This window comes from Sphingorhabdus buctiana (genome assembly GCF_042680825.1).
Classification (GTDB): domain Bacteria; phylum Pseudomonadota; class Alphaproteobacteria; order Sphingomonadales; family Sphingomonadaceae; genus Sphingorhabdus_B; species Sphingorhabdus_B buctiana.
Genome location: NZ_JBHUEL010000008.1, coordinates 234,978 through 258,710 on the forward strand (window position 1 = coordinate 234,978; position 23,733 = coordinate 258,710).

Consider the following 23,733-nt stretch of genomic DNA (forward strand, 5'->3'; position numbering starts at 1 on the left):
TGACTGACACCTAGGTCAGTAAGGCGCTCGGCCGCAAGCCGGATTGCAAGTGGCGGTGTCGATTAGTGAATGCGACACAGTTTGTTTCAGCTTTGATGTGGATGGCACTAGTGCGCCTCCACCACCGGGGCGATCAGCCGAAACCCCCTCCAAATCCCGCTCCGCCCCGGTGGGCCCCAATCAGTTCGGGTTGCCCGAAACGAGCTTGGGCCTTAGGCGATGGAAATGGACAACGCGCCAATTATCATCACTGCGACCATGGGCAAGGCAGACCAGGCGTGGGCCGATCGGATGCGACAAGCGCATTTCCCACCCGAACGAAATTTTCTGTCGGCGCACATCACATTGTTCCACCATCTTCCGCCGATGCATTGGCCCGAGATCAAGTCCCGGCTTTCATCGCTGGCGCGTGAAAATGCAGCGCCAAAGGCTATGCTGAGCGACGTGATGTTTTTGGGGAGGGGGGTCGCATATCGGATCGATTGCCCCGACTTGCTGATGATGCGCGAGGAGTTGGCAGATGATTTGCAAGGCCTTTTGACCCCGCAGGATCAAGCCAAACCGCGCCTGCACATCACTGTGCAAAACAAAGAGGAGCCAGCAGTTGCAAAGGCTCTTTTCGCCGAACTGCTTTCGGATTTCGAACCGCGCCCGATCGAAATAAAGGGGCTCGCCGCGCATTATTATCGCGGCGGCCCGTGGGAATTTATTCAGGATTGGAAATTCAGCGGGCGACGCTGAGCAAGGCTTTTTCGCCGGTCGCCTGGCCGATGACCCAACGCAATGCCAGCAGCCCGGCGAACCACATCGCATCGTTGATCGCGACGCCCGTGACGATTTCCGCCGAGAAGTTTTCCGCCCCGCCGCCGAACTGGGCATAGGCCCGAAGCAGAACCTGGTAGACAACAAATGCCGAGACAAGCGCGGCGACGCTGCGCAGGACGCTGCCTTCAACCTTGGCTGCAACGAGACGGGCAATGCCAAATCCAGCCAGTGTCGCGGCGAGGATGGCGATGCCATGGCCGACGGCCTGTGCATCCCAGGGGAAGTTCATCAGCAGGAAGCCGACAGCCTGATTGGCTGCCCAGACTGCGCCAACAAGGGCAATCCCGCTGCGGCGATCCATGGTGAGGGCGGCCAAAGCTGCTATCGCGGCGAAAGGAAAAATGCATGCCAAGGCAAGGCTGCCAAGCACTGTTGCGCCTGCCAATGTTGCGGGCCATGCTGCGGTTTTCGGATTCAGCAATTCATTTGCCATGATAAAATTCCCTTCCACTTGTATTCGACGGTAGCGGGCTTTGCCGCACCGTCAATTCCCTAAAATTTTGCCCGAAGGCCGAAATGCGCGTTGCGGCCATAGGCTTTGTAACCGGCGACCGTCTGGTATTCGGTGTCGAACAGGTTCTCGACCCGGCCGTAAAGTTCCAGATCTTCCGTCACAGGGATGGCAGCTCGCACCGATGCAATTGCAAATCCATCAATGCGCGTGCTTCCGCCGAAACCATCTCGGCTATCGCTGACGATGCGCAAGGACGCGCCCAGTTTGACGGCATCAAATGCATTCCAGTCCATGGCCACATTGAGGCTATGCACCGGCCGACGGAGGAGTCGGCTGTAGTCGGCGACATTTTCCTGCCGCCCTTCGCTGTCGGTATAGCTGTAATTGGCGGAAAGCGTCAGCCGGTTACTGGGTCGCAACTCGATTTCGGCCTCGACACCCTTGGCGCGCGAACGGGCGATGTTGTTGTAGCGATAAGCCGATAGGTCAAAGTCGATCTGGTTCACTGTGCGGCGTTGCCAACCCGTGACGGCGAAGCGCAACCTGCGATAAAGCAGCCAATTCTCCACACCGATTTCATAGCTTCTGGCTTCTTCGGGCTGCAGGTCTACATCACCATAAAAGCTGAAAAGCTGGTACAGGGTAGGGGCCTTGAACCCTTCGGCATAGGCGGCGCGCACGACTGTGTGTGCGCCTGCCCGCCAGGCGGCATTGGCGCTGAAGGTCGCTTTGCTGCCATAAGTCTTGTGATCGTCTAGGCGTGCACCGCCCGTGAGTGTGAGATTTGCGATGGGTTCAGCCACCAACTGGATGTATCCGCCACTGATGTGAGATTTTGCAGTCAGGAAACCGTCGTCAAATTTGGTGCGTTCATGCTCTGCACCAAACAATGTGCGCAGCGCAGGTGAAATTTCCCAGTCACCGCGATATTCGAAACGCGTCGCTTTCCCGCGCGAGAAAAAGGCAGTAGCATTGCTTCCTGGCGCATCAAAGCTGTCGCGGTCGATATCGTTGATGGTCGCTGACAAGCGATGCGCCACGTTGCTAGTTTGGAGGCGCAGCCCTGCATAGCCGGCCAATTGCCGTGCCGTCGAATATTCAGCCGTGTCGGTGAGTTCGTAATTGGGCGGCGGAAAGCCATCGAGTTCGGACCGGCTATCGGCATAATAACCGCGAAGGTCGATGGTTGCGGCAGGCGAAAGATCATATTCAACACGGCCATTGGCGGCATATTGGCGGTAGCCATCGGCCTCGCTGCCGCCGGCTGCAGCGGAAATGCCCTCGTCACTGAAATAGCCGCCGCCAAGGCTCGCGCGGAGCGCTCCAGCGCCATAATTCGCATGACCAACGGCTGTGAACCGCTCATTTGCGCCATATTCGATACGGCTACCCGCGCCGATACCTGCATTCGGCAGGCGCGTCGTGATGTTAATGATTCCACCGATTGCCTGGCTGCCCCATGGCACAGAGTTGGCACCACGCAGGATTTCGATGCTCTCGATATTTCCGGTGAGGAGATTGGCGAAATCAAAACCGCCACCCGGGGCTGAAGGATCGTTGATCTTGACACCGTCGAGCAGGGCCAGCGTTTGCTCGCCCTCTGCCCCGCGAATGCGAACGGCCGAAAAACCGCCAATTGGCCCGGTCTGGGTCGCAGTCACACCTGCGGTGGTGGCGAGCAGTTGATCGACAGTCGACATGCTCAGCCGCTCAATTGTTTCATCGTCGATCTTTGTGATGGCGAGGCCAACACGGTCGTCAGAAGTTTCCGCGCCGGTGGCTGTCACCACGATTTCAAAATTTTCGTCACCATCTTGCGCCAAGGCCACAGACGGCAGGATCGCCAATGCGGCGACCGCATATTTCAAGACTGTCATGAACTTCTCCTTCGCATGACGTTGCACTCAAATGCCGTCACACGAAGGAAACCCCCCGATCGACCGTGTTTTCCCGCACGGGCGAAGGACTGGCCGCAACAGGCAGGTCTCCTGGCTCCCGGGTCTTTGCTCGGCCCGACCTTCCCGTTTGCACAGTGGTCATTCTGGGCTTCGCTCGCCGGTCACAGTTGCGGGTACAGCGCCGGATTGCCACCGGCTTCCCTTTTCACCCCGGTTTCCCGAGGCACCTGTTACGAGGTGGGCGGATAGGGCGACGCAATCACTCCGTCAATAGAGCCTATTTCTCGACGCCTTTTACTTTCCCCCATTGGCGCGCCGCGGTGTAGCCCAGATAGCCGGTGCCAAAAAGTGCGTAGAGCGGCTCCGGCAAGCCATTGAGGTAGGCGTTCATCCCCGCGGCGATGTCGAGCGCGGCTTGTGGACGAAATGCAGCGATCAGGCCCATCGGCAGCGACCAGAAGATTATGGCGTACATCACATAAAGGAAAGAAGGGCGCGCGCGGCTTGTCCATGGATCAGGCGATTGCGCCTCTGCCAATATCGCCGACAGCTGCGTTCTCAACGTTTCCAGTTCCTGACTACCTTGTAATTTGATGAGTTCGATCTTGGCTGCATCGCGCGCCTTTGGATCGGGGATCAGCTTGTCGATCAGCGCGGCTATGGGGCCGATAAGCGTTTCAATAATCGCCATTTTGCGTCCTTTCAGATAAACATTGCTGGTGGAAGGTTTCAGCCGATCCGGTTCGCCAGCCAGCCATAGACAAAGGCTTCCTGTGATGGCCGCGCCTCCGCGATGCTGATGTAATGGGCGCCTTGCAGCGCCTCGATTGCCTTTAGGAGGACCGTCTCTCCTGCCATTCCGCGTCGGTTTAGAAACGCTTGCAAGGCGTGCAGGGTGCGCGGCCCGATCCGCCGGTCGACGGCAAGATCCGTATAATCACGCCCCTCGCGGTTGAGCGCGTTCAATGCTCTCTGCAGGAATGCGATCGCCGTTCCGGTGCCCATGTTCACCCCGGTATCGAACAGTTCGGCAGCAAGGGCAGGGGCTTCGCTAGCCACTTGGTCAAAGCGGGGTCTGAACCAATAGAGCCTTTTGTAGATCGCCGCCGCCTCGCAGCGGGGAAGGGCGCGCATGTCGCCTACATAGCCCTGCCGTCGGGCAACAGCCTCGGTTATTCCCCAGTTTGTTGGACCGCCTCGATCCGCCGGATGGTTCGCATATCCGCCCTCACGTTCGATTACGTCGTCAATCAGATCGTCAATATTGGCCATAGTCCGTTTAGTTTCCTTCATCATTCGAATCTAAATAACCAAATAGGAACAATGTAGGACAGATGTTTTTCCAATTACCTACATGCAGGTGTTTTCCGGTAATGCGGATTTTTTTTAATCGCGCGATTAAATCTTGTTGCCCGATAGACTGAATGGCGTAATGAAGAATCGATAAAAGCCGCAGGGCGAATTAGGAGAGGCACGCAGATGAATTTCGATTTTTCCGACGAGCAATTGGCGTTGAAGGATGAGGCGCGCAAATTCCTTGCCGCCAAATGCCCGCCCGATCGCGTCCGCAAATTGATGGACGAGGATAGCCCGGGTTTTGATCCCGAACTGTGGGCACAGGTTGCCGAGCAGGGCTGGCTGGGTGCCGCAATTCCTGAAGAGCATGGCGGCCTTGGCCTCGGCTATCTCGAATTGTGCTGCATTGCTGAGGAACTGGGCCGCGCGGTTGCGCCGGTGCCCTTCGCCTCGACCGTCTATTTCTTTGCTGAAGCATTGCTGCGTGCTGGCACCGCCGAGCAGAAGGCGAAATATCTGCCGCAGGTTGTTACTGGTGAAATCATCGGCACGATCGCCAGCGCCGAACAGGCGGGCCCGGTGTCAGCCGCCAATATCAGTGCGGAGGTTTCCGGCGGCAAGTTGAGCGGCGTGAAAATGCCCGTCACCGATGGCGTGGTCGCGCACCATGCAGTCGTGCTGGCGAAGGAGGGCGGTAAGCCCACTTTGTACATCGTCGATTTGAACGGTCCGGGTGTCAGCCGCGAAGCGGTCAACACAATCGATCGTTCGCGTGAAGCCGCTCGCGTAGAATTCAAGGATGCCCCGGTAGAGCGTCTAGGCGAAGTAGGTGATGGACTCGCACTGTTTGAAGCGATCAATGATCGTGCCGCGGTGTTGATTTCGTTTGAACAGGTCGGCGGCGCTGACATGTGCCTTGAAATGGCGAAAAACTATGCACTCGATCGCTTTGCCTTCGGTCGCCAGATCGGCGGTTACCAGGCGATCAAGCATCGCCTGGCCGACATGTATGCGAAGAATGTGCTTGCGCGCGGCAATGCCTATTATGGTGCATGGGCGCTCAACAGCGACGCCCCCGAATTGCCGATTGCGGCAGCGGGTGCACGCATCTCCGCATCCGACGCCTATTGGTTTGCAGCCCGCGAAAATGTGCAGGTGCACGGCGGCATGGGCTTCACCTGGGAAGTCGATTGCCACCTTCATTATCGCCGTAGCCGCCAGCTTGGCCTTGTCGCCGGTTCGGCGCGCAGCTGGAAACATCGGCTGGTGACCATGCTTGAACGCCGCAACGCGGCCTGAATTTTAGAGGATAGCAGAAATGGATTTCAACGACACTCCCGAAGAAGCCGAATATCGCGCCAAGGTTCGCGCGTGGCTCGAAGAAAATGCGCCGCGCGGCGTCAAAGGCGCATCGCTCGGTGACGAGGATGAAAGCCAGATGGATGCCTGTAAGGCATGGCAGGCAAAGAAAGCGGCTGCCGGTTATGCGCAGATCCGCTGGCCCAAGGAATGGGGCGGCGGTGGCGGTACCACCATCCAGAGCGTGATCTTCGCACAGGAAGAATCGCGCATGGGTGTGCAGCTTGGCGGTCCCTTCGCGATCGGGCTTGGCATGTGCATCCCCACCGTGATGGCGACCGCTGACGACGAAACCAAGAAGCGCTTCGTTGGCCCCGCCGTGCGCGGTGAAACCATTTGGTGCCAGCTTTTCTCAGAGCCCGCAGGTGGTTCCGACGTTGCCGCTATCCGTACGCGTGCGATCAAGGATGAAAGCAGCGTCGACGAGAATGGTGATTTCGATTGGGTCATCAACGGCCAGAAAATCTGGACCTCGGGCGCGCATTATGCCGATTATGGCATCGTCCTTGTCCGCACCGATCCCGATGCGGTGAAGCATAAGGGCCTCACCATGTTCTGGATCGACATGAAGTCGCCCGGGATCGAGTGCAAGAACATCCACCAGATGTCGGGTGCGCGCGGTTTCAACGAAGTCTTCTTCACCGATGTTCGTGTGAAGGACAGCCAGCGCCTCGGTGCGCTGAACGATGGCTGGAATGTCTCGATCATCACCCTGATGAATGAGCGTGCTTCGGTTGGTGGTGGTGGCGGTGCGCGCGGGGGCGGTGCCCTCAAAGCGCTGCAGGTCGCGCAGAAGATTCGGGACGAAAATGGCGATCCGTTGTCGAACAACACCACGGTGCGCGAAAAGATTGCCGAACATTATGTTCGTGCCGAAGGTCTCCGCTTCACTGGCATGCGTTCGTTGACCGCATTGTCGCAGGGCAAGACCCCGGGGCCGGAACAGTCGGTTTCAAAGTTGGTGCAGGCTTCCGCGATGCAGGATCTGGCCGATTTCATGGTCGATCTACAGGATCAGGCCGGCATCATTCGCGATCCGGCGCATGCGGTTGAAAATGCCGACTTCCAGGAAATGTTCCTCGGCACGCCGGGCGGTCGTATCGCTGGTGGTACCGACGAAATTCTGCGCAACATCATCGCAGAACGCGTACTTGGCCTGCCGGGTGAAATCCGGGTGGACAAGAACATTCCGTTCAAAGACTTGCCCACCGGGCGTTGAGGAGGATTAACCGATGACGTTCCCACTGCCCAATGTGTCTAACGATCTCAGCGGGCGGGTGGCGTTCGTTACCGGTGCCTCGTCGGGGCTGGGCGTCCGCTTTGCGAAGACGCTCGCCGCTTGCGGAGCCAAGGTCGGTTTGGCAGCACGCCGGACCGACCGGCTTGAAGCGGTCGCGGAGGAAATCCGCGCCGCTGGCGGCGAAGCGATTTGCATTTCGATGGACGCGACCGATGCCGACCAGTTGTTTGCAGCGGTCGATACGCTCGAAAAAGCCTATGGCACGGTCGACATCCTTATCAACAATGCCGGCATTCCCGATGCGCAGCGCGCACACAAGATGGAGGTTGAGCTGATCGACCGGGTCTTGGGCGTCAACCTGCGCGCGCCTTATATCCTGTCGTGCGAATTCGCCCGCCGATTGATTGCAGCGAAAAAGCCGGGGCGTATCGTCAATATCAGCTCGGTCGCGCACTACAGCTATTCGGGCAATGGCGCAGCTCTCTATGCCATCACCAAGACCGCGGTGGCGCGGATGACCGAGGCGCTTTCGCTTGAATGGGCGAAATATGGCATCAACGTCAACGCGATCTGCCCCGGCATGTTCAAGACGGAAATGCTGGATGGAATGCTGGAGCGGGTGGGTGACCTGAGCCAGCATGTGGTGCGCCAGCGCATCTGCGATCCGGCACAGATGGACAGCACTTTGCTCTACCTCGTTTCACCCGCATCCGAATGCGTGACCGGTGCGGTGATCCGCGTCGACGACGGACAGAGCGCGCGTAACTAATTCAGAAATAACAGGATCAGGAGAAGAAAAAATGGCAATCAAGACCCGCATCACAGAGATGTTTGGCATCGAAACCCCCATCGTGATGGGTGGGATGACCGGCGTTGGCTATGGTGAACTGGTGGCCGCTGTCGCCAATGCAGGCGCGCTTGGCTTCATCACTGCGCACATGTTTGAAAGCGGGCAGGCGCTGTTTGACGAGATCGAGAAGACCCGAAAGCTGACCGACAAGCCGTTCGGCGTGAACCTGACGTTGCTACCTTCGATCAACCCCATTCCCTATGACGATTATCGTGAAGCGATCATCGCATCGGGCCTGAAGATTGTGGAAACTGCTGGCCGTGCACCGACCGACCACCTGCCACGTTTCAAGGAAAATGGCGTCAAGGTGATCCACAAATGCACCAGTGTGCGTCACTCGGTGTCTGCCGTGAACAAGGGCGTCGATGTGATCTCGATCGATGGCTTTGAATGCGCGGGGCATCCGGGTGAAGACGATGTGGGCCTTGTCGTACTGCTTCCTGCCACCGTCGATGCATTGCCCAATACGCCGATTATCGCTTCGGGCGGCATGGCCGATGGCCGCAGCCTTGTTGCGGCGCTCGCGCTGGGTGCCGATGGTGTCAACATGGGCACCCGCTTCTGCGCGACTGTTGAAGCCAAGATTCACGAGAATGTGAAGAAAAAGATCGTTGAGAATAACGAGCTCGATACCGTCCTTGTCGGCCGCACGCTGCGCAACACCGCCCGCGTCGCCCGCAATGCGGTGTCGGAGAAGGTTGCTGAAATCCAGCGCGATCCGACCAAGACCTTCGAAGATGTGAAGGCATTGATGGCCGGCCAGCGTGGCCGCGATAATGTGTTGCGTGACGGTGATACCGATGGCGGAATCTGGACCAGCGGACAGAGCCAGGCGCTCATCCACGACATACCGACCTGTGCCGACCTTGTGAAGAACATCATGGCGCAGGCCGAAGCTGTCCGGAAAAAAGTGGCTGCTTAACAGGGGTTTTGGAAATTTGGTCGGGACGAGAGGATTCGAACCTCCGACCCCCACACCCCCAGAGAGAATTTTGGTTGATTTTGTTGCAACGCTGCGCAACAAGAAAAACATGTAAACATATGATATTAAATTAGATATGTTTGAACGGTGTGTTGCTTTATGATGCACTGTGTTGCTGCCTGATGCAGCATTTTGCACTTCCAGCGCACTTCTGAGTCTGCTACGTGAGTTTTTAGGAAGCGCCATGAAACTTGCACTCACCCAACAGTCAGTCGAAAAAATCGTGCCAGATAGCGCGATCAAAGAATATCGGGATGTCCGCCTAAAAGGCTTCCTCCTGCGGGTAACTCCTAATGGGTCCAAATCATATTATTGCGAGCTGGGACGTGGCCAGCGGATATTTGTCGGACGCGCAGACGCACTAGGACTTTCAGAAGCCAGAGAAGTTGCGCGCACATATTTGGCCGACCATTTCAAGGGCGATGACCCGCGCGCCAAACGCGCGGCCAATGCGCTCCTACCGACATTGGGCGAATTTCTTTTGGGGCCTTACGCTATTTGGGCTCGGGCAAACCAAAAGGCGCATGCTAAAAATCTGGACCGGCTAGAAACTGCTTTTCGATCTTTTTTGGGACGAAGGCTGGATCAGCTAAAGGCAATGGATCTAGAAACATGGAAAGATGATGCCTTACAGCGAGGTTTGAGCCCGGAGACAGTTAGGCGCGACATTGCGTCGCTAAAGGCTGCGTTCAATCGTGCGGTGGATTGGGAGCTAATCGCGGTCAGCCCGATTGCGAAGGTGAAACGCCCCAAGACTGATCCAACTCCCAAAGTCCGTTTCCTGACCGATGATGAAGAGCGGCGCTTGCGTGTGGCGCTCGATGATAGAGAAGAACGTATGCGCGAAGAGCGCGATAGAGCGAATGAATGGCGGCGGAGTAGAGGATATCCTACGCTTCCAGACCTTCGGAAGTTGACTTATTGTGATCACATCAAGCCGATGGTTTTGCTCTCGCTCAATACGGGCATGCGGCGAGGGGAAGTTTTCGACCTGACATGGGAACATATTGATCTCGCCAATCAAATGATTACCGTACCTGCATGGGCCTCAAAATCGAGCCAGACGCGGCACATCCCGATGAATAAGGAAACGCTTCACTGTTTGTCGAGCTGGGGAGAAATGAGCAGCGCCGACCAGAAGCTCATTTTTGAAAATCATCTGGGTGAGCGTTTCGGACAAATCAAAACCGCTTGGGCGGGGTTGCTTAAGCAGGCTGGCATCAGCAATTTTCGATGGCACGATCTCCGACATCATTTTGCGTCCAAGCTTGTGATGTCTGGCGTTGACCTCAATACCGTGCGAGAGTTGCTAGGGCATAGCGATTACAAAATGACTTTGCGCTATGCACATCTCGCACCCCAACATAAGCGGCGCGCCGTGGAACTATTGGATCAAGCGTAATCGGCTGTTGCTGATTTAGGTCGGATTGAAACGGCCGCTTCCGAGACATTCGCGACATTTGCCAATTCACATTGGTTTCTCCGAATGCGACATTCAACCTGCCTGTGGTGGCAACTCTGATTTCGTGCGCAGGGTAAATGAGATAGCAAATTAAGCTCTATTTCAGCGAGACTAGTCAAACCAATGAACGGCCCCGCTGGCGAGATCGTAAAAGGCACCGACGATCTTCAGCACTCCATGCTCTTGCGGACGGCGAAGGGCTGGAGAAGCTTCTTCGATGAGTTCGCGGACAACGCGGTGGACATTGTGCCGGGCCGCAGCGTTGACCAGATCGTGCTGGCAGTCTTCACCAACCTCCATGATCGCTGGATAAAGCGGTTGCAGCACTTTGCTGATATTGGCTGAATAGCCGTAATGTTCTTTGACGACCGATACCGCTGCCCTGACGGCACCGCAATTCTCGTGGCCCATGACTACGATTAACGGAACTCCCAGCACCGTGACCGCAAATTCGAGGCTGCCCAAAGCGGTGGAGCAGAGGCTGTTCCCTGCATTGCGGACAATGAACAATTCTCCGAGCCCTCTGCCAAAAAGCAGTTCAGGCGCAACGCGCGAATCCGAGCAGCTCAGATAAGCTGCAATCGGTCGTTGGGCCGCCGCCATCCGCAGACGGCTCATCCGGTCACCGTGGACAGACAGCGGTGCATCGTCGAGGAAACGACGGTTGCCGTCTTTCAATAGCGCCAGCGCGTCATCGGGGGTGAGCAACGGCATCATCCAGCTTTACCGTCCTTTCGCGGCAGCAGGTAAATGGCGGCATTGCGCGATGCCCAAGGCGCAATTGCCAGCACGAATATGACGGCGGAGATGACCAGCCATGGGCCATCCTCTCCCTTTATCGCGGCCATAATGCGCGCCACTGCGGCGAACTGTATCCCGATGAAGCCAATTCGACCGACCATCGGGAGCTCAAGCGGTCGGCCCGAATGGCCCTGCGTCACGCGAGTTACCATCGCGACAATCAGACTGCTCGCAAAGCCGATGGTCAGCGCATGTTCGGGTGCGCGGCCAAGCTGCAAGCCGATGCTGGACAGTGCGGTCAGTGCATATCCGATTGGCGCCCAGACAAAGCTGATAATGAGCACCCAGAGCAACGCCGGGGCTTCGTTACGCGGCCACCATTTGAATGCCATCAGTCCGGTTAAAGCGGCTAGTATCAACGCACCGCCGGTGACCAGAATGGCCAATTCAAATTGCAAGGCTGCTACCAGCAGCGCTGTTGCTCCCCAATAGGCAGCGAGTACCCAATAGGGCCGCCAGCGTTCATACTCCGCCACAACATTGCCTGCGAAAAAGGGCACCATGCGATGGCAGACAGTAACGAATACAGGCAGCAGGAACGCCCAGAGGCCCAGCCGGTTGGATAGTGGCAGCGCCAGCGCACCTGCTGGATCAACCAAGAAAAACAGAAAGGCGGTCTGCCCGATGACCCCCGCGGAAAGGGCGGCAAGGATAGACCAGCCGTGCCAGGTCGGGTCTTTACCATCGGTCCGTTCACACAAAGCGACGCGCAGCAATGCGGCACCACCCCATAGGGCAGCCAGCAGCGCGCTTATGATGGCTGCAGCCAGCAGCTCATCATCGCCAGTTGCCAGCGCCGCCCATGCCGCCAGCGTCGCAACCGCATAGCCCAAGCCGACGGGTGCATATGCGGTCTTGCCCAGATCGGGATAGCCCATCCAACGCGGGAATACCGTCAGCAGGAAACCGAGAAACAGCGGTGGCAGTGCCAGATAGATTATCAACGGCGCGTGTAGCAAAGCTGCCGGAATATCCCCGCCTGCAGGTGCGGCAGTACCGAAATATAGCCCGGCAAGCACTGCCAGCCACCAGCAGAGCATAGCCACCAGTTGCACTGCGCCGACCAGGAACAACAGACGATGCGGCGCTGCAAGGATCGTGACTGGGCTCACCATAGCCCATGGCTCCCGCCCACAGCACCGATTGCAGCAATAATGGAAGCGAGCAGAAGGATGCGGTGAGCCCGTTCCATACGCTGGAAATCGAGCTGCGGATGCGGCGATGCAGCCATGCGCTTGTGAAGGAAAAGCGGCTCGAGGATGAATAACATGATCGTAAATACGAGCCAGACCAGCAGCATGGCCCACATCCACCAAAAGTGCGGGTCAGCAAAGCGACTCCACATGTCGGTGCGCCAGACCATCCAGAAGCCGCTGGCACCGGCCAGCAGGACCCATATTTTTGCCTGCCAGGCGAAGCCGTTTTCGATCCGGTGAAAGGCGGCGAGTCTGTCGGCTGCTTCGCGGTCGCGGCGCAGTGCTGGCATGATGACGGTCGTGACAAAAGCAACGCCGCCGATCCACATCAGTACGGCGACAACATGAACGATGCGGGCAATTGTGAAGTCATCCATGGCGATATCCTGACGATCCTTTGCAATTGATAATCATCAATGGCTTTGACCAATGTCAAACAAAACTCTTAGCGGAGAGTATAAAGGCTCCTCCATGAAAAACGCACCGCTCTTATCCTTGCTTGCCTTGTCGTCGGCTTTTGCTGCTGTGCAGCCGGCTTTGGCCGATGCTGCCAAAGCTGATCCAATCACGCCTTATGCGGACATACGCTTTCGGCTCGAACTGGTCGATCAGGAGGGCCTGCCAGAAGATGCGACTGCATCCACCATCCGGTTGCGCGCCGGACTGAAAACTGCGGAATGGAATGGCCTGAGCGCGCTAATCGAGGGTGAGGCGATCGCGAGGGTCGGACCACGACACTTTAATGATACGGTCAATGGCTTGACGGCCTATCCTGTAGTTGCCGATCCTTCGGACATTTTGCTTAATCAGGCCTGGATCAAATTCAAACCGGTGAAAGAAGTTGAAGCGCTCGCAGGCAGGCAAGCTGTAAACTTCGATAATCAACGCTGGATCGGTTCGGTTGGCTGGCGGCAGAATGACCAAACACTCGATGCGGCACGTCTTAACATCAATCCGGTTAAGGGCGTCACGCTGGATTATGGCTATGCTTGGCGGGTCAATCGTGTTTTTGGCCCGGATTCGCCGCAAGGCATTTGGCGCGACAATGATATTCACCTGATCCACGCCAATCTTGACGCCAGGCCGGTCGGGACGCTCACGGGTTATGGCTATTTCCTCGACATTCCTGATGCGCCCCTGTCATCCTCCAAAACCGTTGGGGTTCGACTCGCGGGTGAACAGAAGCTCTCAGGCAAGGCCAAGTTGCTATACGCATTGGAATATGCCAATCAGCGCGATACGGGGTCGAACCCCAGAAATTTCTCGCTCGATTATCTGCTCGTCGAACCCGGCATTGTGACTGGTGCTGTGACCGTGAAGGCAGGTCTGGAGCGGTTGGAAGGCAATGGCACTGCTGCACTCCAAACACCATTGGCGACATTGCATGCATTCAATGGCTGGACGGATAAGTTTCTGACCACACCCGCCAATGGCTTACGTGACCTCTATGCCGATGTGGCAATAAAGCTGCCTGCAATCGCAACGATAAAAGGTGCAAATGCGCGCTTACAATATCATGACTTTAACGCGACGCGGGGTAGTATTGACTATGGGAGTGAATGGGGGCTGATGCTCGGCGTTCCAATCACCAAGCAAATATCAACCACCGTGAAATTCAGCCGTTACAACGCCAACAGCTTCGCTAGCGACACCAGTAAATTCTGGTTCGCTGTTGAAGCCAAATTCTGAGGTTCTTGTTGCTGCGGGCCATGCCTGATGCCCCCGGCTTTATAGCCCCAGACTTGCAATGTCGTTGGTCGGAAAGGCATCCGGCTTGGCAAAAGCGACCAGCTTGCCCCGGTCAACAATCTGCACGACCGAGCCTTCGATATTCACGCCATGCGATCCAAGTGCACTGAACGCGCGCGATAGATTTTCGGGCGTCATACCCAGCAGCGAAGCCAGTGTCCGTTTCTCGATCGGAATGTCGAACTGAAAGGCCCCGCCGCGCTCGTCACTCTCGACCAGCAAGTAATTTCCGAGGCGCTCGACTGACTGGCGGAGCTTCATATCCGTCAATGCGCGGACGAAGTAGCGAAAGCCAAACGACAATTCCTTCATCGCTGCCTGCATCAAGGCCCGATCGTTGTCGATTGCTTCGCGGATCAGCGCGGAAGGGATCATCAATATCCGCGAAGCGGAAAGCGTACGCGCGGACATGAGATAGGGTTGGTCCGTATAAGCAGCGGCCAGTATGAAACTGCGCACGGGTCGCATGATCGCCATCGTGGTCGTGCGGTCGCCGTTGCTGGTATAAAGTTCGACAAGGCCATCGACCAGAATGTGCAGGAAATCCGGTTTTTGGCCAACATCGAACAGCTTTAGAGCGGGCGGGAAAACCTGCAGGAATGCGTTGGCAAAAATACGTTCACGCTGCTCGGTCTCCATTTCCGCGAAAATAGGGAGAGCGGCAATTTCCGGTTTTTCTGCGGCGCGCATCCTGCAACCCTTCGCGTCTGAATTTCGCCAACTTTAGGGGCTCGATTGATAATTATCAATCAGTGAGATGATGTAAATTCTACAGCCTTTTGACGTTGATCACCCGAAGATGATTTTGCCTTTGCGCAACGTCTTTGGTTGATCCACGTCAACAATTCTCCCTCAATAAAGCGGTCAACCCGAAGCCGAAATTCAACACGCCGCATAGGGGGCAGTTATGGCTACGGCTTCGGTTTCACCGCAACAACAACAGGGGGCGCTGTGGCTCAGCACATTGGCCTTCACGGCCTGCTTCGCAGTCTGGACGATCTTCGCGATCATCGGTGTCGAAATAAAGGCCGAACTCGGCCTCAGCGATACGCAGTTCGGTTTGCTGGTCGGCACTCCAATCCTAACTGGTTCGCTGGTTCGTGTGTTTCTCGGTATCTGGACCGATCAATATGGCGGCAAATTGGTTTTCCCGCTGACCATGCTGGCATCGGCAGTTTCGACCTGGTTGCTTTCGATGGCAGACAGTTACGGGATGATGCTGCTCGCTGCCCTAGGTCTCGGTCTGGCAGGTGGCGGCTTTGCCGTGGGCGTCGCCTATGTATCCAAATGGTTTCCGCAGGAAAGACAGGGCACCGCGTTGGGTTTTTTCGGCATGGGCAATGTCGGTGCTGCGGTTACCAAATTCATCGCACCGTTCGTTATGGTGGCAATGGGTTGGACCGCGGTCGCGCAGATCTGGGCGGTTGGCCTCGGTATCATGGCGGTGCTGTTTTTCCTGTTCGCCAAGGATGACCCCGATCTGGCGGCACGCCGAACCAGCGGTGCAAAACCAAAGAGTCTCGCCGAACAGCTTGAGCCGCTCAAGCACCAGCAGGTCTGGCGCTTCTCACTCTATTATTTCTTTGTCTTTGGCGCTTTCGTCGCGCTGGCACTGTGGCTGCCCAAATATCTCAGCGAAGTCTACCATGTCGACATCAAGGTCGCCGGCATGCTTGCCGCGACCTTCTCGCTCTCTGCCAGCCTGTTCCGCGCTTATGGCGGGATGCTGTCAGACAAATATGGCGCACGCAAGATCATGTACGCGACCTTCGGCGTATCGATGATCTGCCTGTTCATGCTCAGCTATCCTTCGACCGACTATGTCATCCACGGGGTAAAGGGCGACATCGCCTTTTCAACCTCGATGGGTCTTATACCATTCGTGATCACGATTTTTGTGCTCGGCTTTTTCATGTCGCTGGGCAAGGCCGCTGTCTACAAGCACATTCCGGTTTATTATCCCGACCATGTCGGTTCGGTCGGCGGCATGGTCGGGATGGTGGGTGGCCTTGGCGGCTTTGTTCTCCCTATCGTGTTCGGCGTCGTCAGCGACCTGACAAATATCTGGACCAGTTGTTTCATGGTGTTGTTTGCGCTGGTCGCCGTCGCGCTGGTGTGGATGCACATGGCAATCCGCCAGATGGAACAGAAGGCAAGCGGCATCGATGCACGCAGTCTGCCACAATTCCCCGAAATGGCAGAACTGCATGATCCGTCACGGCACGAAGCAGGCGGCACGCGCGTCCTCGACGAATGGAAGCCAGAGGATCGCGATTTCTGGGAAAAAACCGGCGAACGCATCGCCCGTCGCAATCTCTACATCTCGATCCCGGCGCTCCTCCTCGCTTTCTCGGTGTGGATGGTGTGGTCGATGGTGGTGGCAAAACTGCCTCTGATTGGCTTTGAATATACCACCGACCAGCTTTTCTGGCTGGCGGCACTGCCAGGCCTTTCGGGCGCGACTTTCCGCATATTCTACAGCTTCATGGTACCGATTTTCGGCGGACGGCTATGGACGACGCTGAGCACCGCTTCGTTGCTGATCCCCGCATTCGGCATCGGCTATGCAGTGCAGAACCCGGATACGCCTTACATCATCTTTCTGGTGTTGGCGCTGCTGTGCGGCTTTGGCGGCGGCAATTTCGCTTCGTCGATGTCGAACATCAGCTTCTTCTTCCCCAAAGCGCAAAAGGGCAATGCGATGGCCCTGAATGCAGGTCTCGGCAATCTGGGCGTTTCGGTGATGCAGTTCATCATCCCGCTGGTGATTACCGCCAGCGTGTTTGGCGCGATGGGCGGTGATCCGCTGCCCAACAAGGAAGGCGGCGAACTGTGGTTGCAAAATGCGGGCTTTATCTGGGTCCCGTTCATCATCGCATCCTCGCTGCTCGCGTGGTTCGGAATGAACGACATCGCCGATGCAAAAGCCAGCTTTGCCGAGCAGGCGGTAATCTTCCAACGCAAGCATAACTGGCTGATGTGCTGGCTCTACACCGGCACCTTCGGCTCGTTCATCGGCTTCTCGGCTGGCCTCCCCTTGCTCGCGAAGCACCAATTCCCCGATGTCGATGTGCTGAAATTCGTATTTCTCGGTCCGCTGGTTGGCGCGATTAGCCGAGCAGCTACTGGCTGGCTGTCCGATAAATGGGGTGGTGGACGCGTGACCTTTTGGGTTTTCGTTTTCATGATGATTGGCACGCTTGGTGTGATGTATTTTCTCCAGGCAGGAAACTGGTGGGGTTTCCTTGGTGCGTTCATCTTCATGTTCTTCGTGACGGGCGTCGGCAATGCCTCCACCTTCCAGATGATCCCCAATATCATGCGCAGTGAAATCTCGCGCCTGATGCCAGAGCTGAGCCGTCCCGAACAAGTGCGGCAAGCGGAAAAGGAATCGGCAGCCATCGTCGGCTTCACCTCGGCGATTGCCGCCTATGGCGCCTTCTTCATCCCGAAGAGCTTTGGCAGCGCTATCGCGGCCACTGGCTCTCCAATGGGAGCGTTGATCGGCTTCCTTATCTTCTACGCCTCCTGCGCGGCCCTGACCTGGTTTGTGTACACGAGGCCCGGCGGGCTTCTCCACTCCATCGAACGCGCACCCAGCGCCAAATTAGCTACCGTTTGAAAGGGCCAAGACCATGAGCCAACTTCTCGACCGCCTGACCTTCTTCAACCGGATATGCGAGACATTTTCGGACGGCCACGGTGTGACTACCAGCGAAGCACGCGACTGGGAGGATGGCTATCGCAAGCGGTGGCAGCACGACAAGATCGTCCGCTCGACCCATGGCGTGAACTGCACCGGAAGCTGTTCGTGGAAGATTTACGTCAAGGGCGGGATCATCACCTGGGAAACACAACAGACCGATTATCCCCGTACGCGGCCCGAGCTGCCCAATCACGAACCACGCGGCTGCCCGCGCGGGGCGAGCTATAGCTGGTACATTTATTCTGCACAGCGGCTGAAATATCCGCTGATCCGATCACGCCTTGTCCGCCTGTGGCGCGAAGCCCGACAAACGATGAGCCCGGTGGCGGCATGGACCTCAATCGTTGAGGATGACAAGAAGCGCAAAAGCTATACCGCCATCCGCGGCCATGGCGGTTTTGTCCGTGCGCATTGGGACGAGGTGACCGAAATTATCGCCGCCGCCAATGCCTATACAGCGAAGAAATATGGTCCCGACCGGATCATCGGCTTCTCGCCCATCCCGGCGATGTCGATGGTCAGCTACGCTGCCGGATCGCGTTACCTGTCGCTGATCGGCGGCACCTGCATGTCCTTTTACGATTGGTATTGCGACCTGCCGCCCTCCTCGCCGATGACATGGGGCGAGCAAACCGACGTTCCCGAAAGCGCCGACTGGTATAATGCCGGCTTCCTGATGATGTGGGGATCAAATGTCCCGCAAACCCGGACTCCTGACGCACATTTCATGACCGAGGCCCGCTATCGCGGCGCCAAGGTTGCGGTGGTTTCGCCCGACTATGCCGAGGCAACCAAATTCGCCGATCTCTGGCTCAACCCCCAACAGGGCACAGACGCTGCGCTTTCCATGGCGATCGGCCATGTCATCCTGCGCGAATATCATCTCGACCGGCAGGTCGAATATTTCGACGATTATTGCCGCCGCTACACCGATTTCCCGATGCTTGTCCGGCTGGTTGAGAAGGATGGGGCATATGTGCCCGAAAGACTGCTCCGTGCTTCCGACCTCAAGGGCAATCTGGGTGAGAAGAACAATCCTGAATGGAAAACCGTTGCGGTCGACGATGCCAGCGGAAAGCTGGTGACACCGCTCGGATCGGCAGGCTTTCGCTGGGGCGAACAGGGGAAATGGAACCTGGAGGAAAAGAACGGCGCAGGTAGCGACGTCAAGCTGCGGACCACTTTCATCCTCGATGGCGATCGCGACGATGTGCTCGACGTAGCCTTTCCCTATTTCGGCAATCGCGAGCACGACCATTTCAAAGGTACCGATCATCCCGATGTGCTGAACCGGCGCGTTCCCGCGCGGCAGATTGATACCAAGGATGGCAAGGCATTTGTCGCGACGGTATTCGATCTTTTCTGCGCCAATTACGGTCTGGATCGCGGATTGGGCGGTGAACATGTCAGCAATGATTATGCCGATAACATCCCCTACACGCCCGCTTGGGCCGAGAGGATAACTGGCGTTCCGGCAGAGCAGATCATCACCGTCGCGCGCGAATTCGCGACCAATGCCGAAAAGACCAAAGGCAAGTCGATGGTCATCCTCGGAGCGGGCCTCAACCACTGGTACCATATGGACATGAACTATCGTGGCATCATCAACATGCTGGTGATGTGCGGTTGTGTTGGCCAGTCAGGCGGCGGTTGGTCGCATTATGTCGGGCAGGAGAAATTGCGCCCGCAAACCGGCTGGGCTCCGCTGGCATTCGGGCTCGATTGGGCGCGTCCGCCACGGCATATGAACTCGACCAGCTTTTTCTATGCGCATACCGACCAGTGGCGGTACGAGACGCTCGATGTGGATGAAATCCTCTCGCCGACGGCGCCCGAGGGCGATTGGTCAGGTTCGCTGATTGACTATAACGTCCGCGCCGAACGCATGGGCTGGTTGCCCAGTGCACCGCAGCTCAAGACCAATCCGCTGGACATTGCCAAAGCGGCCAAGGCTGCCGGGATGGAACCCAAGGACTATGTCGCATCGGCGCTCAAAACGGGCGAGCTTGAAATGTCGTGCCGCGATCCTGACGACCCAGCCAACTGGCCGCGCAACATGTTCGTCTGGCGTTCAAACCTGTTGGGATCATCGGGCAAGGGGCATGAATATTTCCTCAAGCACCTGCTGGGCACGCAGCATGGTGTGCAGGGCAAGGATCTGGGTGAAACCGGCGCGCAAAAGCCGCAAGATGTCGTCTGGCATGATGATGCACCGCAGGGGAAACTTGACCTGCTGGTTACACTCGATTTCCGCATGTCTACGACCTGTGTCTATTCGGATATCGTCCTGCCGACCGCAAGCTGGTACGAGAAAGACGATCTCAACACCTCTGACATGCACCCCTTCATCCACCCGCTGTCTGCTGCGGTCGATCCGGTGTGGGAATCGAAATCGGACTGGGAAATCTACAAGGCGATTGCCAAGAAATTCTCCGAGGTCGCGCCGGAAGTGCTGGGTGTCGAAGAGGACGTCGTGTTGACGCCTATCCTGCACGACACGCCAGGCGAAATCGCGCAGCCCTTTGATGTTGAGGATTGGGGCAAAGGTCAGACGCCACCAATCCCGGGTAAGACCATGCCCAATGTTGCCGTCGTCACCCGCGATTATCCGAACGTCTATAAGCGCTTCACTGCGCTGGGACCGCTGATGGAAATGATCGGCAATGGCGGCAAAGGGATCAGTTGGAATACAGAGCATGAAGTCGATTTACTGCGTCGCCTGAACGGCGAAGTAGTCGACGAAGGTACCTCGAAGGGCATGGCAAAGATTGAAAGCGCGATCGACGCTGCCGAAGTCATCCTCAGCCTCGCGCCCGAAACCAATGGCGAGGTTGCGGTGAAGGCATGGGCGGCCTTGTCCAAAAACACCGGGCGTGATCACACACATCTGGCCTTGCCCAAGGAAGAGGAGAAAATCCGATTCCGCGACATTCAGGCACAGCCGCGCAAGATCATTTCCTCGCCCACCTGGTCGGGGCTGGAGAGCGAGCATGTCTGCTACAATGCGGGTTACACCAATGTCCACGAACTGATCCCTTGGCGCACGCTAACGGGGCGGCAACAGCTCTATCAGGATCACAAATGGATGCTGGCCTTTGGTGAGGGCTTCTGTGTCTATCGCCCGCCAATCGACACAAAGGCCGTGAAGCCGATGCTCGATCAAGCGAAGGATGCGCCACACGTCATCCTGAACTTCATTACCCCGCACCAGAAATGGGGCATCCATTCGACCTATACCGACAATCTGTTGATGCTGACGCTCTCGCGCGGCGGACCAATCGTCTGGATGAGCGAGGTCGATGCCGCAAAAGCCGGGCTGGTCGATAATGACTGGGTCGAAACCTTCAACTCGAACGGCGCGCTCGTCGCCCGCGTCGTCGTCTCGCAGCGCATGAAGGAAGGCACGCTCTTCATGTATCATGCGCAGGAGAAGATTGTGAATGTGCCCGGATCGCCACTCACCGGGCAGCGTGGCGGCATCCACAATTCGGTAACGCGGGCGGTGCTGAAGCCAACCCACATGATCGGCGGTTATGTGCAACAGAGTTACGGCTTCAACTATTATGGCACCGTCGGTTCCAACCGCGACGAATATGTCATCGTCCGCAAGCTATCAAAGGTCGACTGGCTCGAAGGTCCGGCCACCCATCTGGAGGCAGCAGAATGAAAGTCCGCGCACAAATCGGCAAGGTTCTGAACCTTGATAAATGTATCGGCTGCCATACCTGCTCGGTCACCTGCAAGAATGTTTGGACCAGCCGTGACGGTATGGAATATGCTTGGTTCAACAATGTCGAGACCAAACCCGGCATCGGCTATCCTAAGGACTGGGAAAATCAAAAGCGCTGGAACGGTGGCTGGGACGTGAAGGGGGGACGGCTCAAACCGCGCATGGGTGGCAAGTGGCGGCTATTGTCGAAGATTTTCGCCAATCCCGACCTGCCCGAAATCGACGATTATTACGAGCCCTTCACCTTCGACTATGCGCATTTGCAGCAGGCAAAGGAAAGTCAGGCGTTCCCAACCGCTCGGCCGCGATCACTGGTCACCGGTGAGCGCATGGAGAAGATCAACTGGGGACCGAACTGGGAAGAAATACTCGGCGGCGAATTTTCCAAGCGATCGGAAGATTACAACTTCGAAGGCGTGCAGAAGGAAATTTACGGCCAGTTCGAAAACACCTTCATGATGTATCTGCCGCGGCTGTGCGAGCATTGCCTCAACCCCACTTGCGTCGCCGCGTGCCCGTCAGGGTCGATCTATAAGCGTGAGGAAGACGGCATCGTCCTTATTGATCAGGACAAATGCCGGGGCTGGCGCATGTGCGTTTCCGGCTGCCCGTACAAGAAGATCTACTACAACTGGAAAACCGGCAAATCGGAAAAGTGCATCTTCTGTTATCCGCGGATCGAGGCCGGGCAGCCCACCGTCTGTTCGGAAACCTGTGTCGGTCGCATTCGTTATCTGGGCGTGATGCTATACGACGCGGATCGCATCGAGGAAGCCGCGTCGGCAGAAAATGTCGAAGACCTGTATCAGGCCCAGCTCGACATTTTCCTTGATCCCAATGATCCCAAGGTAATCGAACAGGCGCGCAAGGATGGCGTTCCCGAAGCATGGCTGGAGGCCGCACGCCATTCGCCGGTATGGAAAATGGCAATGGAATGGAAGGTCGCCTTTCCGCTCCACCCCGAATATCGCACGCTACCGATGGTCTGGTATGTGCCACCCTTGTCACCGATCAGTGCGGCAGCGAATTCGGGCCAGATTTCGGTCAATAACAACATGCCCGATGTTCGCTCGTTGCGTATCCCGCTCAAATATCTCGCCAATCTGCTAACCGCTGGTGCAACCGAACCGGTTGCGCTTTGCCTTGAGCGAATGCTGGCCATGCGCGGCTATATGCGTTCAAAAACAGTGGAGGGCGTGGTCGATGAAGGCATCGCCCGTGCGGTAGGGCTGACCGGCGCACAGATTGAAGACATGTATCATGTCATGGCGATTGCCAATTATGAGGACCGCTTTGTCATCCCGACCGGCCACCGGGAGGATGCCGAAGACATGTATGATGAACGCGGCAGCTGTGGCTTCTCCTTCGGTAATGGGTGCTCGGGTGGCGAAACCAAAGCCAACCTGTTCGGCGCGCCAGCCCGCAAGAAACTTCAAACCCCGACGCCCCAAATTTCAGGGGAGGTATTCTGATGGGCACTATCACATTACGCGCTCTTTCGGCGCTGCTCCATTATCCCGATGAAGATCTGCGCGCTGCGGTTTCTGAAATCCGACGCGTGCTGCTACGCGAACAAATTATCAGTGAAAAGCAGATGCTGCGTCTGGAACCCCTGCTGTTCCGGCTGACCGGCGGAGACTTGATTTCGTTGCAGGAACACTATGTTGAAACCTTTGATCGCGGACGGACGCACAGCTTGCACTTGTTCGAGCATGTGCATGGCGAAAGCCGTGATCGGGGTCAGGCGATGGTTGATTTGCGCGACCGTTATGTTGCTGCTGGGCTCGATCCGGCGAGCAACGAACTACCTGACTATCTGCCGCTGTTCCTAGAATATTGCTCCACCCTTCCGCGTAACGAAGCACTGGCAGAGTTGGCCGAACCCGGCACGATTATCGCGACATTGGCCGACAGGCTGGAAAGCCGCGGCAGCGATTATTCAGGACTGTTGGCCATATTGCGCGACCTTTCGGGCGGGCAGAGCGTCGCGCCTGAAGACATGGTTGCGGTTGAGGATCCTGATGATCTGGAAGCGCTTGATGCAGCCTGGGAGGAAGAGCAGATCACTTTTGGGGCTATGGCTCCGACCGCACCGGATGCTTCGGCATCTTGCCCGCAAGTGCAGGCGATGGTGAGTCGCATGCTCGAACCTGCCACACCTCCCTCTTCGCCAAGGAGCCTATGA

At 57.0% G+C, this 23,733-nt stretch carries 19 protein-coding genes and 1 riboswitch; of the genes, 11 read left to right on the forward strand and 8 right to left on the reverse strand.

The annotated features are described in order from the left end of the window. The first annotated feature begins 225 nt into the window (after positions 1-225). The gene (locus ACFSAG_RS09415) at positions 226-741 is read left to right on the forward strand and encodes a 2'-5' RNA ligase family protein (protein WP_381513937.1); all 516 of its coding nucleotides are present in this window, start codon (positions 226-228) and stop codon (positions 739-741) included. Here ACFSAG_RS09415 and ACFSAG_RS09420 read toward each other — a convergent pair. The 4 genes from ACFSAG_RS09420 to ACFSAG_RS09435 form a co-directional block, all read right to left on the reverse strand. Next, a complete protein-coding gene (locus tag ACFSAG_RS09420) occupies positions 725-1,258 on the reverse strand; it encodes a hypothetical protein (RefSeq protein WP_381513939.1) in 534 nt (177 codons plus the stop codon). The two genes, ACFSAG_RS09415 and ACFSAG_RS09420, sit on opposite strands and share 17 nt — an antisense overlap. A gap of 59 nt (positions 1,259-1,317) precedes the next feature. After that, a complete protein-coding gene (locus tag ACFSAG_RS09425; RefSeq protein WP_381513942.1) occupies positions 1,318-3,156 on the reverse strand; it encodes a TonB-dependent receptor plug domain-containing protein in 1,839 nt (612 codons plus the stop codon). A gap of 84 nt (positions 3,157-3,240) precedes the next feature. Then, positions 3,241-3,423, reverse strand: a riboswitch (cobalamin riboswitch). Between the two features lie 31 nt (positions 3,424-3,454). Further along, the gene (locus ACFSAG_RS09430) at positions 3,455-3,868 is read right to left on the reverse strand and encodes a holin family protein (protein ID WP_381513944.1); all 414 of its coding nucleotides are present in this window, start codon (positions 3,866-3,868) and stop codon (positions 3,455-3,457) included. 38 nt (positions 3,869-3,906) lie between these two features. Continuing rightward, positions 3,907-4,449: a glycoside hydrolase family 108 protein gene (locus ACFSAG_RS09435; protein WP_374613706.1), complete on the reverse strand. Its 543-nt coding sequence runs from the start codon at positions 4,447-4,449 to the stop codon at positions 3,907-3,909. Positions 4,450-4,656: 207 nt separating this feature from the next. On the opposite strand from ACFSAG_RS09435, the gene ACFSAG_RS09440 reads away from it, so the two are divergent. The 5 genes from ACFSAG_RS09440 to ACFSAG_RS09460 all read left to right on the forward strand — a co-directional run bounded on the left by ACFSAG_RS09440 (position 4,657) and on the right by ACFSAG_RS09460 (position 10,306). Next, the gene (locus tag ACFSAG_RS09440) at positions 4,657-5,772 is read left to right on the forward strand and encodes an acyl-CoA dehydrogenase family protein (RefSeq protein ID WP_381513947.1); all 1,116 of its coding nucleotides are present in this window, start codon (positions 4,657-4,659) and stop codon (positions 5,770-5,772) included. A gap of 19 nt (positions 5,773-5,791) precedes the next feature. Then, positions 5,792-7,051 carry an acyl-CoA dehydrogenase family protein gene (locus ACFSAG_RS09445; protein WP_374613702.1) on the forward strand — a complete coding sequence of 420 codons (1,260 nt, stop codon included), beginning with the start codon at positions 5,792-5,794 and terminating at the stop codon, positions 7,049-7,051. A 13-nt stretch (positions 7,052-7,064) separates the two neighbouring features. Continuing rightward, a complete protein-coding gene (locus tag ACFSAG_RS09450) occupies positions 7,065-7,841 on the forward strand; it encodes an SDR family NAD(P)-dependent oxidoreductase (protein ID WP_381513951.1) in 777 nt (258 codons plus the stop codon). A 31-nt stretch (positions 7,842-7,872) separates the two neighbouring features. After that, positions 7,873-8,844 carry an NAD(P)H-dependent flavin oxidoreductase gene (locus ACFSAG_RS09455; RefSeq protein ID WP_374613697.1) on the forward strand — a complete coding sequence of 324 codons (972 nt, stop codon included), beginning with the start codon at positions 7,873-7,875 and terminating at the stop codon, positions 8,842-8,844. Positions 8,845-9,088: 244 nt separating this feature from the next. Further along, positions 9,089-10,306, forward strand: a complete 1,218-nt coding sequence (locus ACFSAG_RS09460; protein WP_381513955.1) for a tyrosine-type recombinase/integrase — start codon at positions 9,089-9,091, stop codon at positions 10,304-10,306. A 171-nt stretch (positions 10,307-10,477) separates the two neighbouring features. On the opposite strand, the gene ACFSAG_RS09465 is transcribed toward ACFSAG_RS09460, so the two are convergent. From ACFSAG_RS09465 to ACFSAG_RS09475, 3 genes are read right to left on the reverse strand one after another with little or no spacing between them, the layout of a single operon-like run. Beyond that, positions 10,478-11,083 (reverse strand): carbonic anhydrase, encoded by a 606-nt coding sequence (locus ACFSAG_RS09465; RefSeq protein WP_381513957.1) that lies wholly within the window; start codon positions 11,081-11,083, stop codon positions 10,478-10,480. Then, a complete protein-coding gene (locus ACFSAG_RS09470) occupies positions 11,080-12,282 on the reverse strand; it encodes an NnrS family protein (protein ID WP_381513960.1) in 1,203 nt (400 codons plus the stop codon). Before ACFSAG_RS09470 ends, ACFSAG_RS09465 begins: the two co-directional genes overlap by 4 nt. Beyond that, complete coding sequence (locus ACFSAG_RS09475) at positions 12,276-12,740, reverse strand: hypothetical protein (RefSeq protein WP_381513964.1); 465 nt, start codon at positions 12,738-12,740, stop codon at positions 12,276-12,278. Before ACFSAG_RS09475 ends, ACFSAG_RS09470 begins: the two co-directional genes overlap by 7 nt. A gap of 94 nt (positions 12,741-12,834) precedes the next feature. On the opposite strand from ACFSAG_RS09475, the gene ACFSAG_RS09480 reads away from it, so the two are divergent. Next, complete coding sequence (locus ACFSAG_RS09480) at positions 12,835-14,052, forward strand: alginate export family protein (protein WP_381513967.1); 1,218 nt, start codon at positions 12,835-12,837, stop codon at positions 14,050-14,052. Positions 14,053-14,091: 39 nt separating this feature from the next. On the opposite strand, the gene ACFSAG_RS09485 is transcribed toward ACFSAG_RS09480, so the two are convergent. Beyond that, positions 14,092-14,802, reverse strand: coding sequence for a helix-turn-helix domain-containing protein (locus ACFSAG_RS09485; protein WP_381513969.1), 711 nt, complete (start codon positions 14,800-14,802; stop codon positions 14,092-14,094). Between the two features lie 217 nt (positions 14,803-15,019). Between ACFSAG_RS09485 and ACFSAG_RS09490 the strand changes: the two genes are divergently transcribed. The 4 genes from ACFSAG_RS09490 to narJ are packed head-to-tail and all read left to right on the forward strand — an operon-like array spanning position 15,020 to position 23,733. Then, entirely contained in the window at positions 15,020-17,734 is a 2,715-nt protein-coding gene (locus ACFSAG_RS09490; RefSeq protein WP_381513972.1) for a nitrate/nitrite transporter, read from the forward strand. Between the two features lie 13 nt (positions 17,735-17,747). Then, positions 17,748-21,485: a nitrate reductase subunit alpha gene (locus ACFSAG_RS09495; RefSeq protein WP_381513975.1), complete on the forward strand. Its 3,738-nt coding sequence runs from the start codon at positions 17,748-17,750 to the stop codon at positions 21,483-21,485. Then, positions 21,482-23,020, forward strand: a complete 1,539-nt coding sequence (gene narH / locus ACFSAG_RS09500) for a nitrate reductase subunit beta (protein ID WP_381513978.1) — start codon at positions 21,482-21,484, stop codon at positions 23,018-23,020. The genes ACFSAG_RS09495 and narH overlap by 4 nt, the downstream gene beginning before the upstream one ends. After that, entirely contained in the window at positions 23,020-23,733 is a 714-nt protein-coding gene (gene narJ, locus ACFSAG_RS09505; protein ID WP_381513981.1) for a nitrate reductase molybdenum cofactor assembly chaperone, read from the forward strand. The genes narH and narJ overlap by 1 nt, the downstream gene beginning before the upstream one ends.

Bases quoted from the DNA above. Each gene is read 5' to 3' on its own strand.
- ACFSAG_RS09415 (WP_381513937.1), top strand. From the start codon at position 226: ATGGACAACGCGCCAATTATCATCACTGCGACCATGGGCAAGGCAGAC.
- ACFSAG_RS09420 (WP_381513939.1), bottom strand. From the start codon at position 1,258: ATGGCAAATGAATTGCTGAATCCGAAAACCGCAGCATGGCCCGCAACA.
- ACFSAG_RS09425 (WP_381513942.1), bottom strand. From the start codon at position 3,156: ATGACAGTCTTGAAATATGCGGTCGCCGCATTGGCGATCCTGCCGTCT.
- ACFSAG_RS09430 (WP_381513944.1), bottom strand. From the start codon at position 3,868: ATGGCGATTATTGAAACGCTTATCGGCCCCATAGCCGCGCTGATCGAC.
- ACFSAG_RS09435 (WP_374613706.1), bottom strand. From the start codon at position 4,449: ATGGCCAATATTGACGATCTGATTGACGACGTAATCGAACGTGAGGGC.
- ACFSAG_RS09440 (WP_381513947.1), top strand. From the start codon at position 4,657: ATGAATTTCGATTTTTCCGACGAGCAATTGGCGTTGAAGGATGAGGCG.
- ACFSAG_RS09445 (WP_374613702.1), top strand. From the start codon at position 5,792: ATGGATTTCAACGACACTCCCGAAGAAGCCGAATATCGCGCCAAGGTT.
- ACFSAG_RS09450 (WP_381513951.1), top strand. From the start codon at position 7,065: ATGACGTTCCCACTGCCCAATGTGTCTAACGATCTCAGCGGGCGGGTG.
- ACFSAG_RS09455 (WP_374613697.1), top strand. From the start codon at position 7,873: ATGGCAATCAAGACCCGCATCACAGAGATGTTTGGCATCGAAACCCCC.
- ACFSAG_RS09460 (WP_381513955.1), top strand. From the start codon at position 9,089: ATGAAACTTGCACTCACCCAACAGTCAGTCGAAAAAATCGTGCCAGAT.
- ACFSAG_RS09465 (WP_381513957.1), bottom strand. From the start codon at position 11,083: ATGATGCCGTTGCTCACCCCCGATGACGCGCTGGCGCTATTGAAAGAC.
- ACFSAG_RS09470 (WP_381513960.1), bottom strand. From the start codon at position 12,282: ATGGTGAGCCCAGTCACGATCCTTGCAGCGCCGCATCGTCTGTTGTTC.
- ACFSAG_RS09475 (WP_381513964.1), bottom strand. From the start codon at position 12,740: ATGGATGACTTCACAATTGCCCGCATCGTTCATGTTGTCGCCGTACTG.
- ACFSAG_RS09480 (WP_381513967.1), top strand. From the start codon at position 12,835: ATGAAAAACGCACCGCTCTTATCCTTGCTTGCCTTGTCGTCGGCTTTT.
- ACFSAG_RS09485 (WP_381513969.1), bottom strand. From the start codon at position 14,802: ATGCGCGCCGCAGAAAAACCGGAAATTGCCGCTCTCCCTATTTTCGCG.
- ACFSAG_RS09490 (WP_381513972.1), top strand. From the start codon at position 15,020: ATGGCTACGGCTTCGGTTTCACCGCAACAACAACAGGGGGCGCTGTGG.
- ACFSAG_RS09495 (WP_381513975.1), top strand. From the start codon at position 17,748: ATGAGCCAACTTCTCGACCGCCTGACCTTCTTCAACCGGATATGCGAG.
- narH (WP_381513978.1), top strand. From the start codon at position 21,482: ATGAAAGTCCGCGCACAAATCGGCAAGGTTCTGAACCTTGATAAATGT.
- narJ (WP_381513981.1), top strand. From the start codon at position 23,020: ATGGGCACTATCACATTACGCGCTCTTTCGGCGCTGCTCCATTATCCC.